The 12,824-nt window shown below is 69.4% G+C and carries 13 protein-coding genes and 1 pseudogene; 11 read left to right on the top strand and 3 right to left on the bottom strand.

The window, feature by feature from the left end:
- The first annotated feature begins 88 nt into the window (after window positions 1-88).
- Window positions 89-775: a hypothetical protein gene (locus C0R66_RS18815; protein WP_158648120.1), complete on the top strand. Its 687-nt coding sequence runs from the start codon at window positions 89-91 to the stop codon at window positions 773-775.
- Window positions 762-1,577: a hypothetical protein gene (locus tag C0R66_RS17740; protein WP_101525820.1), complete on the top strand. Its 816-nt coding sequence runs from the start codon at window positions 762-764 to the stop codon at window positions 1,575-1,577. The genes C0R66_RS18815 and C0R66_RS17740 overlap by 14 nt, the downstream gene beginning before the upstream one ends.
- Before the next feature lie 50 nt (window positions 1,578-1,627).
- On the opposite strand, the gene C0R66_RS17735 is transcribed toward C0R66_RS17740, so the two are convergent.
- Window positions 1,628-2,230: a hypothetical protein gene (locus C0R66_RS17735; protein ID WP_158648119.1), complete on the bottom strand. Its 603-nt coding sequence runs from the start codon at window positions 2,228-2,230 to the stop codon at window positions 1,628-1,630.
- Window positions 2,231-2,447: 217 nt separating this feature from the next.
- Here C0R66_RS17735 and C0R66_RS17730 point away from each other — a divergent pair, with 217 nt between their 5' ends.
- The 6 genes and pseudogenes from C0R66_RS17730 (at window position 2,448) to C0R66_RS17710 (ending at window position 5,993) form a co-directional block, all read left to right on the top strand.
- Entirely contained in the window at window positions 2,448-3,071 is a 624-nt protein-coding gene (locus C0R66_RS17730) for a hypothetical protein (protein WP_101525818.1), read from the top strand.
- 69 nt (window positions 3,072-3,140) lie between these two features.
- Window positions 3,141-3,683, top strand: coding sequence for a hypothetical protein (locus tag C0R66_RS17725; protein ID WP_101526357.1), 543 nt, complete (start codon window positions 3,141-3,143; stop codon window positions 3,681-3,683).
- Window positions 3,684-3,710: 27 nt separating this feature from the next.
- Window positions 3,711-4,076 carry a hypothetical protein gene (locus C0R66_RS17720; protein WP_101525817.1) on the top strand — a complete coding sequence of 122 codons (366 nt, stop codon included), beginning with the start codon at window positions 3,711-3,713 and terminating at the stop codon, window positions 4,074-4,076.
- Window positions 4,077-4,280: 204 nt separating this feature from the next.
- A pseudogene (locus tag C0R66_RS20355) lies at window positions 4,281-4,382 on the top strand (DUF2510 domain-containing protein); the annotation flags it as partial.
- Between the two features lie 153 nt (window positions 4,383-4,535).
- Window positions 4,536-5,132: a ComEA family DNA-binding protein gene (locus tag C0R66_RS17715; protein WP_199286976.1), complete on the top strand. Its 597-nt coding sequence runs from the start codon at window positions 4,536-4,538 to the stop codon at window positions 5,130-5,132.
- 15 nt (window positions 5,133-5,147) lie between these two features.
- Window positions 5,148-5,993: a phospholipid scramblase-related protein gene (locus C0R66_RS17710; RefSeq protein WP_101525816.1), complete on the top strand. Its 846-nt coding sequence runs from the start codon at window positions 5,148-5,150 to the stop codon at window positions 5,991-5,993.
- A 15-nt stretch (window positions 5,994-6,008) separates the two neighbouring features.
- Here the strand turns inward: C0R66_RS17710 and C0R66_RS17705 are convergent, their stop codons facing one another.
- Together C0R66_RS17705 and C0R66_RS17700 are read right to left on the bottom strand one after the other, a co-directional pair.
- A complete protein-coding gene (locus tag C0R66_RS17705; protein WP_101525815.1) occupies window positions 6,009-6,344 on the bottom strand; it encodes a hypothetical protein in 336 nt (111 codons plus the stop codon).
- Between the two features lie 21 nt (window positions 6,345-6,365).
- Window positions 6,366-7,571: a serine hydrolase domain-containing protein gene (locus tag C0R66_RS17700; RefSeq protein WP_199286736.1), complete on the bottom strand. Its 1,206-nt coding sequence runs from the start codon at window positions 7,569-7,571 to the stop codon at window positions 6,366-6,368.
- A 117-nt stretch (window positions 7,572-7,688) separates the two neighbouring features.
- On the opposite strand from C0R66_RS17700, the gene C0R66_RS17695 reads away from it, so the two are divergent.
- From C0R66_RS17695 to C0R66_RS17685, 3 genes are all read left to right on the top strand, one after another.
- Complete coding sequence (locus tag C0R66_RS17695) at window positions 7,689-9,527, top strand: Na+/H+ antiporter (protein ID WP_101525814.1); 1,839 nt, start codon at window positions 7,689-7,691, stop codon at window positions 9,525-9,527.
- Window positions 9,528-9,543: 16 nt separating this feature from the next.
- Window positions 9,544-11,235 carry an NAD(P)/FAD-dependent oxidoreductase gene (locus C0R66_RS17690; protein ID WP_101525813.1) on the top strand — a complete coding sequence of 564 codons (1,692 nt, stop codon included), beginning with the start codon at window positions 9,544-9,546 and terminating at the stop codon, window positions 11,233-11,235.
- A 121-nt stretch (window positions 11,236-11,356) separates the two neighbouring features.
- Window positions 11,357-12,805: an MFS transporter gene (locus C0R66_RS17685; protein WP_101525812.1), complete on the top strand. Its 1,449-nt coding sequence runs from the start codon at window positions 11,357-11,359 to the stop codon at window positions 12,803-12,805.
- Window positions 12,806-12,824 lie beyond the last annotated feature (19 nt).

Here is a 12,824-nt window from a genome sequence, read left to right as displayed (position 1 = left end):
CAAGGGGCCGCGTCGCAGGAGTCTGAGTAGTCAGCATCCGACCGCACTCCGCTTTACAGATAACTACCGGAAGAGGCAGTATTCTGTTATGGCGTTCCGGGGTGACTTCCTGACGACCCAAGAGGCATCCGACGTCTTGGGCGTCGAGGCGCGTCGCGTCCGCGTTCTCGCCGAGACGGGGGCCATCACCCGTGTGGCCCGCGGCATCTTCGACCGCACCTCGGTGGAGCGGTACCGCGCCGAACGCGGCACGGGCCGGACTCGGACCTGGGCAGAGCACACCGCCTGGGGAGCTATCGCATTGCTCGCGGGCACGGCCCCGGTGGGCCTCGGTGACACCCAGAGATACCGGTTGCGCGCCACTCTTCTCGAGATCACCGACCCGACCGAGCTGGCCATCAGGTTGCGCGACCGCGCAACCGTCACCACCTGGTCCGGCCACCGCTCGGTCAGCGACCGCGTCCGAGAGGAGATCGTCATCCCCGGCCGCCAGCGGCTCGGCCTCGTCGAGGACGACGCCATCGTCGACGGCTACATCCACACCGACCGGATCGCGGACCTCGTGCGCCGCTGCCGGCTGCGCGAGGACACCACCGGATCCATCACCCTGCGCTACACCTCCATGAACATCGACTTCGTCAAGCACCTGGCAGCGTCCAACAGGACGCTCGCCGCCGTCGACGCCGCCACCTCCCTCGACCCGCGCGAACGCGGGGTGGGAGAGCACGCCTTGGTCCAGCGACTGGAGTTGTTCCGCGAAAATGCCCGAAGGTAAGAATCTGGGCGTCAGGCGCCCCACCATCGACATCGCCGCCGTCACTGGCGGCTGGCCCGACCCGTGGCCGAACGTCGCCGAAATCGCAGCAGTGCTACCGACCGACAGGTGGACCTTGGTCGGTGGACTCATGACCCAGCTGCATTCCATCCACCACGGCCTGGGCATCGTGCGCCCGACCAACGACGTCGACATCGTGCTGCACATCGAGACCTCCCGCGGTGTTGCCTCCGAGACCGCGGCCGCCCTGCGTTCCCTCGGCTACGAGCTCCGCCCAGCCGTCGATCCCCGCGACAACACGGCACACCGCTTCTTTCGCGGCACCAGCAAGATTGACCTGGCCGTCAACCGATCCGACGAGGACACGGAAGAGGTAGTCGACGTCTTGATCTCCGACCACCACGCTCCGAAGGTCACCGAACGGCTCGCCGGACGCGAGATGATCCGCATCGAGGGCGGTACACAGGCGCTGCGCCGCACCATCAACGCCCGCTTGGAGGTCGAGCCGGGAACCATCACGACCGTCTCGGTGCCTGGCGCGTTCGGGGCACTCATCTTGAAGGCCGCCGCCTACAAAACCAACTCCCGCGACCCCGAGCGCCACCTGCGCGACGCCGTTGTCCTGCTTGCCTGCATCGACGACCCGTTCGCCGAGCGCGAGGGCTTCACCGGCTCAGACCGATCCCGACTCCTCACGTTGCGCACCCGACTCACTCCCGACGACATCGCTTGGACCGTACTAACCGGCCAGCGCCGTATCGACGCCGAAGCGGCACTGGAGATCCTCACCGCGGAGGACTGACCCCGGCGGGCCGATCACGGCGTCACTCGCCCGCATGTGGGCCGCCCCGTTCACGCCGGGAACTCGAAGGTCACGTTGAGGTTCGGGTCGATCCCCTTGATGATGCCCGTGTAGAAGACCTGCGCCTGGTCCCGCAAGATCTCCAGGTTGCGGTCGACGTACTCCTGCTGCGCCTCGTCGTTGAGGATCTCGGTGATGGTCTGGGCGGTGTCGATCTCCGGAGTCGTCCAGCTCAGGGAGCCCTCGTCCTCGACGACGACGCGAAAGGTCTCGTTGGCATGCCCCAGGAACTCGAACTCCGGAATGGTGACGACGTACTCGTCCTCGCCGGACTGCTCGATCTTCACGTCCTGCCCGTCGATTCCGAGCTTCGCATCGAACCCGTACTCCAGGAAGGAGACGCGTTCGGACAACGGGATGTCCAGCGGGCCTATCGTCCCGTTGTCCTTCTTCTCGTTGATGCCCTGGATCCCCAGACTCAGCAGCACGACCTCTTGTTCCCGGGTCACTGAGTTGATGACCTGGCTGTCTCGCGACTCAGACTTGGTGCCCAGGATCGAGAGGTCCGTAATCCGGTCCAGGGCCACGATGACTCCCACTGCGACCAAGACCAGGAGCACTCCTGTCGCCACCCACGTCAGCAATCTCTTCACGCGCTTCCCACCCCTTGTCGCTGTGGTGCGCAGCATTACAAGGTGCACCGACATATGTCGAGCAAGGTTCTCCGGCTACTCCCATCGGCGAGCGGGCGCTCCGCGCTTGTCGTCGACATGCTGCACAGTCGGACTTTGGGCGTCGCAACTGCGGACGTGCGCGATCACGTCCCCAGAAATGGCTAGGCTGCCGACCCGCCCACGCTCAGGAGACGACATGCGCACCCGTACTGCTCGCGCCACCGCTGCCCTCGCCACCGCCGCCCTGTTCGGAGCCGTTGGCGCCGTGCCCGCGTCGGCCGAGCCCAGCGCCCTGTACCCGGTCACCTCCGGCAGCCTTGGCAACTACACCTACGACTTGCAGTACGGCCCGGGGGTGACCGACGACGGCAAGCCCGCCCTGTGCTCGCGGACGACGATGCACAACGTCACCTTGAGCTTCGAGCCGTTGTCGACCACCAGCTGTCACGCGACGGGGGGACGCAAGCTGGTGGCCAAGCGTCGGGTGCTGGACCTGTACGGCTTCTCCTCCGGGACCGGTGAGGGCCTGTTCCTGAGCGGGGACACCTTCGCCACCGCGCCCAAGGTCCAGCGGCTGGTGATCAAGGCCCCGGGCACCAAGCGCAAGACGCTGCCCCGCTCGAAGAGCACGGTGTTGTCCATCGACGGGGAGAAGGTGCGCTTCTTCTACTCCGTAGAGCTGGTGACCGACTCGGAGTACGCCACCAAGGTGCTGGGGCAGCGCAAGGTCTGCAAGAAGGTCAAGCTCAAGAACGGCAAGGTCAAGCGGTCGTGTGGCTGGAAGACGGTGGCCGACAAGCGGGTGTTCCTCAAGTCGTGACCACGCCCTCCTCCTGGTGACTCATCAGCCCAGCGAGTGCGGCGGTCCGTCGCCGGGTACGTCGGGTTCATGGCGCTCAAGGTGATCTGGCAGGGACTGCTGGCCGGCACGGCCGGGGTCGTGGTGATGACGGCCGGGGAGAAGATCGAGCAGCGGCTCACCGGTCGTCCCGACTCCTACGTCCCGGCGCGGGTGCTGGAGAGGCTCGCCGGGCTGCCGGAGCACACCGGTCAGCAATCCCGCGCGCTCAACCTGGCGATGCACTTCGGCCAGGGCATCGCCCTGGGAGTGCTGCGCTCCGTGATGGCCCACGTCGGGCTGCGGGGCCCCTTGGCCTCGGCCAAGTTCACGGTGGTGCGGCTGACCAACGACCAGATCCTGGAGAACGCCACCGGCGTGGGGGCGCCGCCGCAGACGTGGCCGCGCTCCGAGCTTGTGGTCGACGTGCTGCACAAGACCGTCTACGGGTTCACGACCGGGCTGGTCGCGGACCTGCTGGCTCGCCGCGACGGACCGGGACCCGGCCAGGTGCACGCCGCGAAGGTGCCAGGCCGGCACAGCGACGTCGGCCCGGTGCCCCGGAGCCAGGCGTTCACCGGCGACCGGCACTAGGTCCCACCGGACCTATCCTTGAAGGCGATGATCACTCGCCGCGACGCTGCCCAACGCTTGGACATCCCCTTGGAGATGGCCACCCGGCACGGACTGCCCACGAAGCTCACCGAAGCCCAGCTGCGTGAGATCGAGGACAGCCCACCGCCGTGGCTGGTCCAGTCCCGTGCCAACCGGACCGGCAAGAAGTCGGTCTGGGTGGATCTGGTGTGCAGTGTCTGCGGGTTCGCCGAGAAGGCCCGGCCGAAGAAGTGGTGGCCGGCGTTCACCTACGTCAGTTGCGACCACCACGATCCCTCCGACCTGCCGCCTCCGCTCCCCGGCGAGCAGCGTGAGGAGATCCTGGGCATCGGCAGCCGGTTCGTCGGCTGGGTCGACAAACCTGAGCAGTAGCGGGGGTCCAGGGGGACTACGGGCGTAGACGCCGTTAGTCAGCGTGAAGTGCCAGGAGCAGGTGGGCGCAGCTGCTGACACGACCGTCTGCGTCGAGTCGGGGCTGCGCGAGTGGGCGCTGCGTCCGGGCGATCTGGATTCATGGAGCTGCTATCGCGGTAGTGTCCCCAGTCACACGAGGGACTGCAGCCGCGGGGGAATCAGATGATGGTGCAGCCAGCAGGCTGGTATCCAGATCCATACGACGCGTCGCAACAGCGGTACTGGGACGGGAGTGCGTGGGCCGAGCATCGCAACCCTCAGGGCTCACCGCCTCCGCCGCCTCCGCCTCCGTCGAGGGCATCCGTGCCTCCGCCGCCTCGGTCAGCGCACGCAACACCTCCGGCGGCACCAGCGTCGGGCGCCACGGGCAAGTGGTACTTCGTCATCACCTTCGCCACCGTCGGGTTGCTCGCGGCGGTGCCCTTCTTCCACGCCGCTTCGCGTCTCGACAGACCACAGCTGCGCACGGTCGGCGCGGGCATAGCAGGCGGCAGCATCCTCGGGTACGCCCTGATCGCCATGTCTCCTGAGGACAGCACTGGTTCGGCGACGGGGTGGACGTCAAACCTGGCGGCGGTCATCCTGCTCAGCGTCATGGTGGTGGCCACTGTCCTGTTGGTAGGGCTCCGAAGAGAGGTCTACCAACTCACCGTCGGGGCTCCGCGCCCCGGCAATCAGGACGCGATGGCGAGTGTCGAGGCGACGCGGCGCAAGAGGGACGAGGCACGAAAGCTCGCCGTCAAGGACCCGATGATGGCTCGAGAGCTGGGGATCGGAAACCCACAGCTCAGACAGGGATACGACGACGGGGGCCTACTGGAGCTGAACTTCGCAACGGCGGAGCAGCTGAGCGTCGTGTGTGGTCTACCGCCCACCATGGCCGAACAAGTCGTGACCTCGCGCGCGACGCTGGGGCGTTTCCTGCACGTGGAAGACGCCATCGTGTACGGCCAGGTCGGCGAGGAGTACGCGCCCCTGATCCGGGACCGCGGCATCGTCATCGCGGATCGATGAGCTGGCGTCGGACCCATGACTGAACCGACGCCGGCCGACTGGCATCCGGACCCCTTCGGCCGGTACCAGCACCGCTACTGGGATGGGGTCGAGTGGACCCATCACGTCTCCACGCAGGGACGGCAGGAGATCGATCCGCCCATCCATGGTTCGCCGACGCCTGCGCCGAACCCATCACCGGCGCCTTCCACGAGGGTTTCCAAGAAGGTCCAGCGACAGATGCAGTCGTTCTCCGGTGTCCGGCAGGCCACCGATGCGGCCCTCTTCAACCAGTCGATCCTGGTCGTCAACCAGAAGGCCAAGCTCCTGGGAGTCACTGCCGAGTACGCGGTCTACGACCAGCACGGCCAGAGGCTCGGGTCTGTGCGGGAGGTCGGGAACGTTCTGCTGCGGAAGGCCCTGGGCGGAAGCGGCAAGAATGCGACGCACAAGTTCGAGATCGTCGACCCGAACAACACCGTGCTCATTGCGCTCCATCGGCCGGCGACCTTCATCAAGTCCAAGATGATCGTCGTGGGCGCTGAGGGAACCCACGGGGAGATCAACCAGAAGACGGTCGGCATCCTCGGCAATGTCCGCTTCAGCCTCGAGTCCGGCGGTCGCCTGCTCGGTTCGATCAACGCCGAGAGCCGAGCGGCCTGGGATTTCAGCATCCAGGACGCGAACGCCACCGAGATCGGTCGGATCACCAAGACCTGGGCCGGATGGGCCAAGGAGCGTTTCACCAAGGCAGACAACTACGTGGTGCAGATTCACCGACCACTCGAAGAGCCGCTCCGTTCGCTGGTGATCGCCGGGGCCCTTGCCATCGACACTGCGCTGAAGCAGGACGGCGACTATCGGCACCGGCGGGCCCGGTAGCCGAGCCTTTCTGCGTCAGATGGACAGCGAGGCGAGCATCCGCAGCGGCAACCCGAGGATCGCGATGCCGATCCACGTGCCGCGGCGTACGGCGCACCAGGGACGGTGCCCTCTGGTGAGGGCGACCACGGTGGCCCCCACCACGGAGGCGAGCGCGAGGCCGGCCATGGTGAGCCCGACCAGGTTGCCCTTCGGTGAGGGCCAGATCAGCAGCAGCAGGACGAAGTACGGCACCGCGAAGAAGATCGATGCCGGGCTGAACAGCTCGTCGCGGGTCCGCCACGGCGGCATGCCGTCGGCGCCGCAGGGGCAGGCCGCGGTGCCAGGGTCAGACGATTCGACGGCCGTCATGGGGCACGGGCTCCTCGCGGTTCAGGGTCGGGTCGGGTCCTGCCCGGCGAGCGTGCGAAACACCTCGAAGGTCTCCGCCTCGTCCTGCTCGGTGCCGTGGTCGCTGAGCTTGACCACGACCGTGCGGGTCGTCGGGTTGACGTAGACGAACTGGCCGTAGACCCCGATGGCGGAGTAGTCCGGGCCGATGCCGCCCGAGGGGTGCCACCACTGGGCGGAGTAGTCCCACTCGCCCACCGGATGCTCCGCGGGGGTGGCGATCCGGTCGATCCACTCCGCGGGGACGACCTCCCGCCCCGCGACCTGTCCGTCGTCGAGGACGAGCTGACCGAGGTGGGCGAAGTCCAGGGCGGTGGCGTTCAGGCAGCAGAACGCCTTCTCCACCCCGCCGGTCGTGTCGAGGTTCCAGGTGGCGGAGCTCTGCGCGCCCATCGGTCCCCAGAGCCGTCGCGAGAGCACGTCGGCGAGCGGCTTGCCCTCGATCTTCATCAGGATCGCCCCCAGCAGCTGGGTGTTGACGCTGCGGTAGGCGCCTTCGGATCCCGGGGTGAACTCCACCTTGCGGTTGTCGTCGAGGAACCCGGGCATGTCCGTGGTGAGCAGCATCCGCGCGGTCCCGATGAAGGGCCAGTACGCCTTGTAGTTCTCCGTGACGTCCACCCCGGCCGTCATGTCCAGCAGGTCGTGGACGGTGATGTCGTCGTACTCGTTGCCGGACTTCAGCTCGGGCACGAGGTCGACCAGCCGGTCGTCCTCGCTGAGCTCGCCACGGTCGATCGCCTGCCCGATGAGCAGGGAGATCACCGACTTCGCCACCGACCACGAGCTCATCCGCGTGCTGGCGTCGATCCCGTCGGCGTACCACTCCTCGACCAGCTTGCCGTCCTGGAGGACGACCAGGGCTTTGCTGCTGGTGGTCTCCAGGAACTCCTCCAGCGAGATCCGGTCGCCCTTCCACGGCACGTCGGCGGGCAGGTCGCCGCCGCCGGCCGGGAAGGCGATGGGCCGGGTGGACGCCCCGACCGTGTGCGCCGGGAAGAAGTCGCCCTGGCGCGAGGGCTCGCTGAGCGCGATCCGGGCCAGGCGAGTCGGCGCGGGGATCTCCATCGCGCGGGAGGCGACGTACGACCCGGCCCCCAGGACGACGGCGAGCACCAGGACGGTGCCGAGCACCCGACGCAGCGAGCGGCGACCGGATCGTGCCGGCGGTGCGGCGGTGTCGGACACGATGTGACTCCTTCTCGGGCTGCGGGCGGGGCGATCGTGGCACACGGCGGCGCCCAGCACCCATCCCCACGCGGTCGGCCCTGCTCAGACGTGGGTGGGGCGTGCGACGATTCACAGGTGGAGCTTGCGGTCCTGCTGGTGTCGATGGCCGCCGTCGTGCTGCTGGGTACGACGGTCAGCGAACGCCTGCACCTTCCTGCGCCCCTGCTGCTGATCGCGGTCGGCGCGGGGCTGGCGTTCGTCCCGGCCGTGCCCACGATCCACCTGGAGTCAGAGGTGGTGCTGCTCGGGCTGCTGCCGCCGCTGCTGTACACCGCGGCCATCCAGACCTCGCTGATGGACTTCAACGCCAACCGCGGGACCATCCTGCGCCTCTCGGTGTTCCTGGTGCTGGTCACCACCGCCGCTGTCGCGGTCGTCACCCACCTGCTGGTGCCCGACTGGGGCTGGGCTGCGGCCATCGCCGTCGGGGCGGTCGTCGCGCCACCGGACGCGGTCGCCGCGACTGCCGTGGCCCGGCGCATCGGCCTGCCGCGGCGGGTGGTGACGATCCTCGAGGGCGAGTCGCTGTTCAACGACGCCACCGCCCTGGTCACCCTGCGCACCGCGGTCGCCGCGCTCGCCGGCGGCGTGGTGCTGCTGGACATCGGGATCGACTTCGTCGTCGCGGCCGGCGGCGGGGTGCTGATCGGGGTGGTGCTGTTCCTCCTCGTCGCGCGGCTGCGCAGGCGCATCACCGACCCGCTGATGGACACCGCCATCTCGTTCCTGACCCCGTTCGCGGCGTTCGTCGCCGCCGAGGAGGTGCACGCCTCCGGGGTGATCTCGGTGGTGGTGGCCGGGCTGCTGCTCGGGCACAAGGCCGACATCATCCAGACCGCCCAGTCCCGCATCACCGAGCGGATCACCTGGCGCACCGTCGCCTTCGTGCTGGAGAACACCGTCTTCCTGCTGATCGGGCTCCAGCTCGACTGGATCCTGGCCGAGGTGCATGAGTCGACGCTGTCCAACACCCGGATCGCGGTGGTGTGCCTGGCCACCCTGGTCACCGTCATCGTGGTGCGGCTGGTCTACATGCACGTCACGGCGATGTTCCGTCGCAGTGACCCGCTGCCCACGTCCTGGACGTTCCTGATCGGCTGGGCCGGGATGCGGGGCGTGGTGACCCTCGCGGCGGCGTTCATCATCCCCGAGGAGGCGCCGCACCGAGAGGTGATGCTGCTGGTCGCGTTCTCCGTGGTGGCCGGCACCCTGTTCCTCCAGGGCCTGACCCTGCCCTGGCTCACCCGCGTCCTCAACGTCCCGCCGCCGGACGTCGCGGAGGACGCGCTGGCCCGGGCCACCCTGCTCCAGCAGGCCGCCAACGCGGGTCTGGCCCGCCTGGACGAGCTGGAGTACGAGGACCACCACGGGGTGGACGCGCGGATCCGGGCCAGGGTGGACCAGCGCACCTTCTCGGCCTGGGAGCAGCTGGACACCACCGCGGACGAGGAGACCCCGTCCGAGCTCTACGCCCGGATCCGGCGCGAGATGATCGACGCCGAACGGGCCCGGGTGCTCGAGGTCCGCAGCGGTGGGCACCTGCCCTCGGAGGTGGTCCGGCAGGTGCTCGGGATGCTCGACATCGAGGAGTCGATGCTCGACGCCGGCAGCTCGGTGCGCGAGAAGGTGCGCAGTGCGGTGACCGGTATCTCAGGCCCCGAGGAGTGCATGGACCTGCAGAAGCACCCCGCGACCGACACCGTTGCGGACCCCGCCTGCGAGACCTGCCTGGCCGAGGGCACCCGCTGGGTGTCGCTGCGGCAGTGCCTGACGTGCGGGCGCGTCGGCTGCTGTGACTCCTCGGTCGGTCGGCACGCGACGGCGCACTTCCACGAGACGCAGCACCCGGTGATGGAGTCGGCGCAGCCGGGGGAGTCCTGGCGCTGGTGCTACGTGCACGAGCTCACCGGCTGAGCTCTACCATCGGGTCATGGGAGCCCCGGCGGTCATCCTCGCCTCCTCGACGCACGCCGAGGAGCTCGGCGGCGCCTTCGCCCGCTACCAGGCGGAGTACGACGTACGCCTGGTGCGCGACGAGATCGCCGCCAAGCAGGTGGCGCTCGACCTGCTCGCCGACGGCACCCAGGTGGCGCTGTTCGTCTTCGACACCGACCAGCCCACGGAGCGGCTGCACAAGCTGGTGGCCGGGACCCGCAAGATCGTGCCGACCGCGCGGCGGCTGCTGGTCGCCCACGTCTCGCAGTTCTTCGAGAGCAACCAGACCTACCGTCACGCCGTCACTGCGGGCAAGGTCGACGCGCTGCTGCTGATGCCGCAGGGTCCGCGCGACGAGGAGTTCCACGGCGCGGTGGGGGAGATGCTCAACGACTGGAACGCCACCGTCGGCACGCCGTACGTCGAGAGCGTGCGGGTCATCAGCCCCGAGCGCGACCCGTTGACGCTGTCGCTGCTGGACTACCTCGACCGGGTCGGCATCCCCGCCGGGCTGCACCACCCCGACTCCGACGTCGCCCGCGAGGTGCTGGCCCGGATCCCCGAGGACGAGGGTCGGTGGCCGGTGGTGGAGTCGTGGAAGGGCTGGGCCGGGCACTGCGGCTCGGTGCGCGACCTCGCGGTCCGGCTCTACGGGCGACCCGACGAGATCGACGTCGACGAGGTGGTGGACCTGGTCGTGGTGGGCGCCGGGCCAGCCGGGCTCGCCGCCAGCGTCTACGCCTCCAGCGAGGGGCTCTCCACGATCTGCCTGGAGGCGGAGGCGATCGGCGGGCAGGCCGGGACCAGCTCGATGATCCGCAACTACCTCGGCTTCCCGCGCGGCATCTCCGGCATGCGGCTGGCCTCCCGGGCCCGCGGGCAGGCGCTGCGCTTCGGCACCCGGTTCTACACCGGCTGGCCCGCCACCGCGCTCACCGCCGGCAGCGACGGGACGCCGCACGTGGTGCACACCGACGGCGGTGACGTCCGAGCCCGGACCGTGCTGGTCTCCACCGGGGTGGACTACCGCCGCCTCGGGGTCGACTCCATCGAGGCGCTGGTGGGCCGCGGGGTCAACTACGGCGCCGCGATGGCGGCGGCCCGCGAGCTCGCCGGCGAGGACGTGGTGGTGGTCGGCGGCGGCAACTCCGCGGGCCAGGCCGCGGTCCACGCGGCGCGCTTCGCCCGCTCGGTGACCATCGTCGTACGCCGCCCGGACCTGAGCGCGACCATGTCGGCGTACCTGGTCAACGAGATCGAGTGGAACCCCCGGATCACCGTCTGCGGCTCCAGCCAGGTGGTCGACGGCGGGCCGGACGAGAACGGCAGCCTGGCCTGGCTGGAGCTGGAGGACGTGAGGACCGGAGCACGCGAGCGCCGGGACGCGCGGGGGCTGTTCCTGCTCCTGGGCGCGGCGCCGGAGTGCGGGTGGCTGCCGCCGGAGCTGGTGCGCGACGAGAACGGCTTCGTGCTCACCGGGCGCGACGTGCCGCGTGAGCTCTGGGTCGGCGACGTCCCGCCCGCGGACCTGGCGACCACCGTGCCCGGCGTGTTCGCCGCCGGCGACATCCGCTCCACGTCGATGAAGCGGGTCGCGGCCGCTACCGGGGAGGGCGCCTCGGTGGTCTCGCTGGTGCACGCGTGGCTGGAGTTGGGAACCTCACACGGCCCTGCACGAACGATCTGAGAGTCCTCCGGGTTAGTTTTTCTCCCTGACCCGGGACGAACCGGGTGAGGCAACGTGCGCTCCGCGCCGTCGGTCCGAGGCTGGAAACCTTCAGATTCCCCTCGGAAACCTGGAGTCCCGCATGTCTGCCCCCGTTCCCCTCTCTCCCACTCGCTGGTGGGCGCTCTGCGTCCTCGGGCTGGCCCAGCTGATGGTGGTCCTGGACGGGACGATCGTCGCGATCGCCCTCCCTGCCGCCCAGGCCGACCTCGGCCTCGCCGACGGACAGCGCCAGTGGGTGGTGACGGCGTACGCCGTCGCGTTCTCCGCGCTGCTCCTGCTCGGCGGCCGGATCGCCGACTACTGGGGCCGCAAGCGCACCTTCATGGTCGGCATGGTCGGCTTCGGCGCCGCCTCGGTCTGGGGCGGCCTGGCCCAGTCGGGCACCGAGCTCATCGCGGCCCGCGGCCTGCAGGGCGCCTTCGCTGCCCTGGTGGCTCCCGCCGCGCTGGCGATGATCACGGTGCTGTTCCCCAGTGGTCGGGAGCGCAACGTGGCCTTCGCGGTGTTCGGCATCGTCGCCGGCACCGGCGCTGCCTTCGGCTTCCTGCTCGGCGGGGTGCTCACCCAGTACGCCGACTGGCGCTGGTGCCTGCTGGTCAACGTCTTCTTCGTGCTCCTCGCCCTGGTTGCCGGCCGGTTCCTGCTGGTCGAGAGCCGGGCGCACGGTGACAACCGCTACGACCTCGTCGGGGCCGCCCTGGTGGCGTTGTCGCTGGGTTCCCTGATCTACGGCTTCGCGCGGGCCGAGCACGGGTGGGGCTCGGCGGACACCGTCGGCTTCCTGGTCGCGGGCGCGATCCTGATGGCCGTCTTCCTGTGGTGGCAGGCCCGGTGCTCGCACCCCCTGCTCCCGCTGCGCGTGGTCAGCAGCCGGGTGCGCGGCGCGGCGTTCCTGCTGCAGGCCTGCGTGGGCGTGGTGATGGTCGGGGCGCTGCTCTACCTGACCTTCCACTTCCAGATCGTGCTCGGCATGAGCCCGGTCGTCGCCGGCTTCGCCAGCGTCGCGATGACGGTCGTGATCATGGTGACCGCCCCGATCTCGACGTCTCTCTTCACCACCTTCGGGCCCCGCGTGGTGCTGACCGTCGGGCCGCTGCTGGTCGCGGCCGGCCTGTTCTACCTGAGCGGGATCATCGCCAGCGGCAGCTACTGGACCGAGGTGCTGCCCGGCGTGGTCGTGATGGGTCTCGGGTTCTCCCTGATCCTGGTGCCGGTGCAGAACCTGGCACTGGCCGGCGTCGACCCGCACGACGCCGGGGTCGCCTCGGCGCTCGCCAACGCCTCGCTGCACGTGGGGGGCTCCATCGCGGTGGCGGTCTTCACCGCCATCTACACCTCCTCGATGACCGACTCCCTGGCCCAGGGCGTGGACCAGCTGCCCGCCCTGGCCGGTGCGTACGGCGACACCCTGTTCGCCGCTGCCTGGGTGATGGTGCTCGGCGCGGTGGCAGCGTTCCTGCTCATCGGCGGCGCCAAGACCGGGGACGCCCCGGTCGCGTCGGAGCCGGCGGTCCCGGCCACGCACTGAGGCGACTCGCGCCCAGGCG

This window comes from Nocardioides houyundeii (assembly GCF_002865585.1).
GTDB classification, from domain to species: Bacteria; Actinomycetota; Actinomycetes; order Propionibacteriales; family Nocardioidaceae; genus Nocardioides; species Nocardioides houyundeii.
The sequence above is the reverse complement of the archived record's forward strand: the minus strand, read 5'-3'. Positions and strand labels throughout refer to the sequence as shown.

Bases quoted from the DNA above. Each gene is read 5' to 3' on its own strand.
- C0R66_RS17705 (WP_101525815.1), bottom strand. From the start codon at position 6,344: ATGACGGCCGTCGAATCGTCTGACCCTGGCACCGCGGCCTGCCCCTGC.
- C0R66_RS17730 (WP_101525818.1), top strand. From the start codon at position 2,448: ATGCGCACCCGTACTGCTCGCGCCACCGCTGCCCTCGCCACCGCCGCC.
- C0R66_RS17740 (WP_101525820.1), top strand. From the start codon at position 762: ATGCCCGAAGGTAAGAATCTGGGCGTCAGGCGCCCCACCATCGACATC.
- C0R66_RS18815 (WP_158648120.1), top strand. From the start codon at position 89: ATGGCGTTCCGGGGTGACTTCCTGACGACCCAAGAGGCATCCGACGTC.
- C0R66_RS17725 (WP_101526357.1), top strand. From the start codon at position 3,141: ATGGCGCTCAAGGTGATCTGGCAGGGACTGCTGGCCGGCACGGCCGGG.
- C0R66_RS17690 (WP_101525813.1), top strand. From the start codon at position 9,544: ATGGGAGCCCCGGCGGTCATCCTCGCCTCCTCGACGCACGCCGAGGAG.
- C0R66_RS17720 (WP_101525817.1), top strand. From the start codon at position 3,711: ATGATCACTCGCCGCGACGCTGCCCAACGCTTGGACATCCCCTTGGAG.
- C0R66_RS17710 (WP_101525816.1), top strand. From the start codon at position 5,148: ATGACTGAACCGACGCCGGCCGACTGGCATCCGGACCCCTTCGGCCGG.
- C0R66_RS17685 (WP_101525812.1), top strand. From the start codon at position 11,357: ATGTCTGCCCCCGTTCCCCTCTCTCCCACTCGCTGGTGGGCGCTCTGC.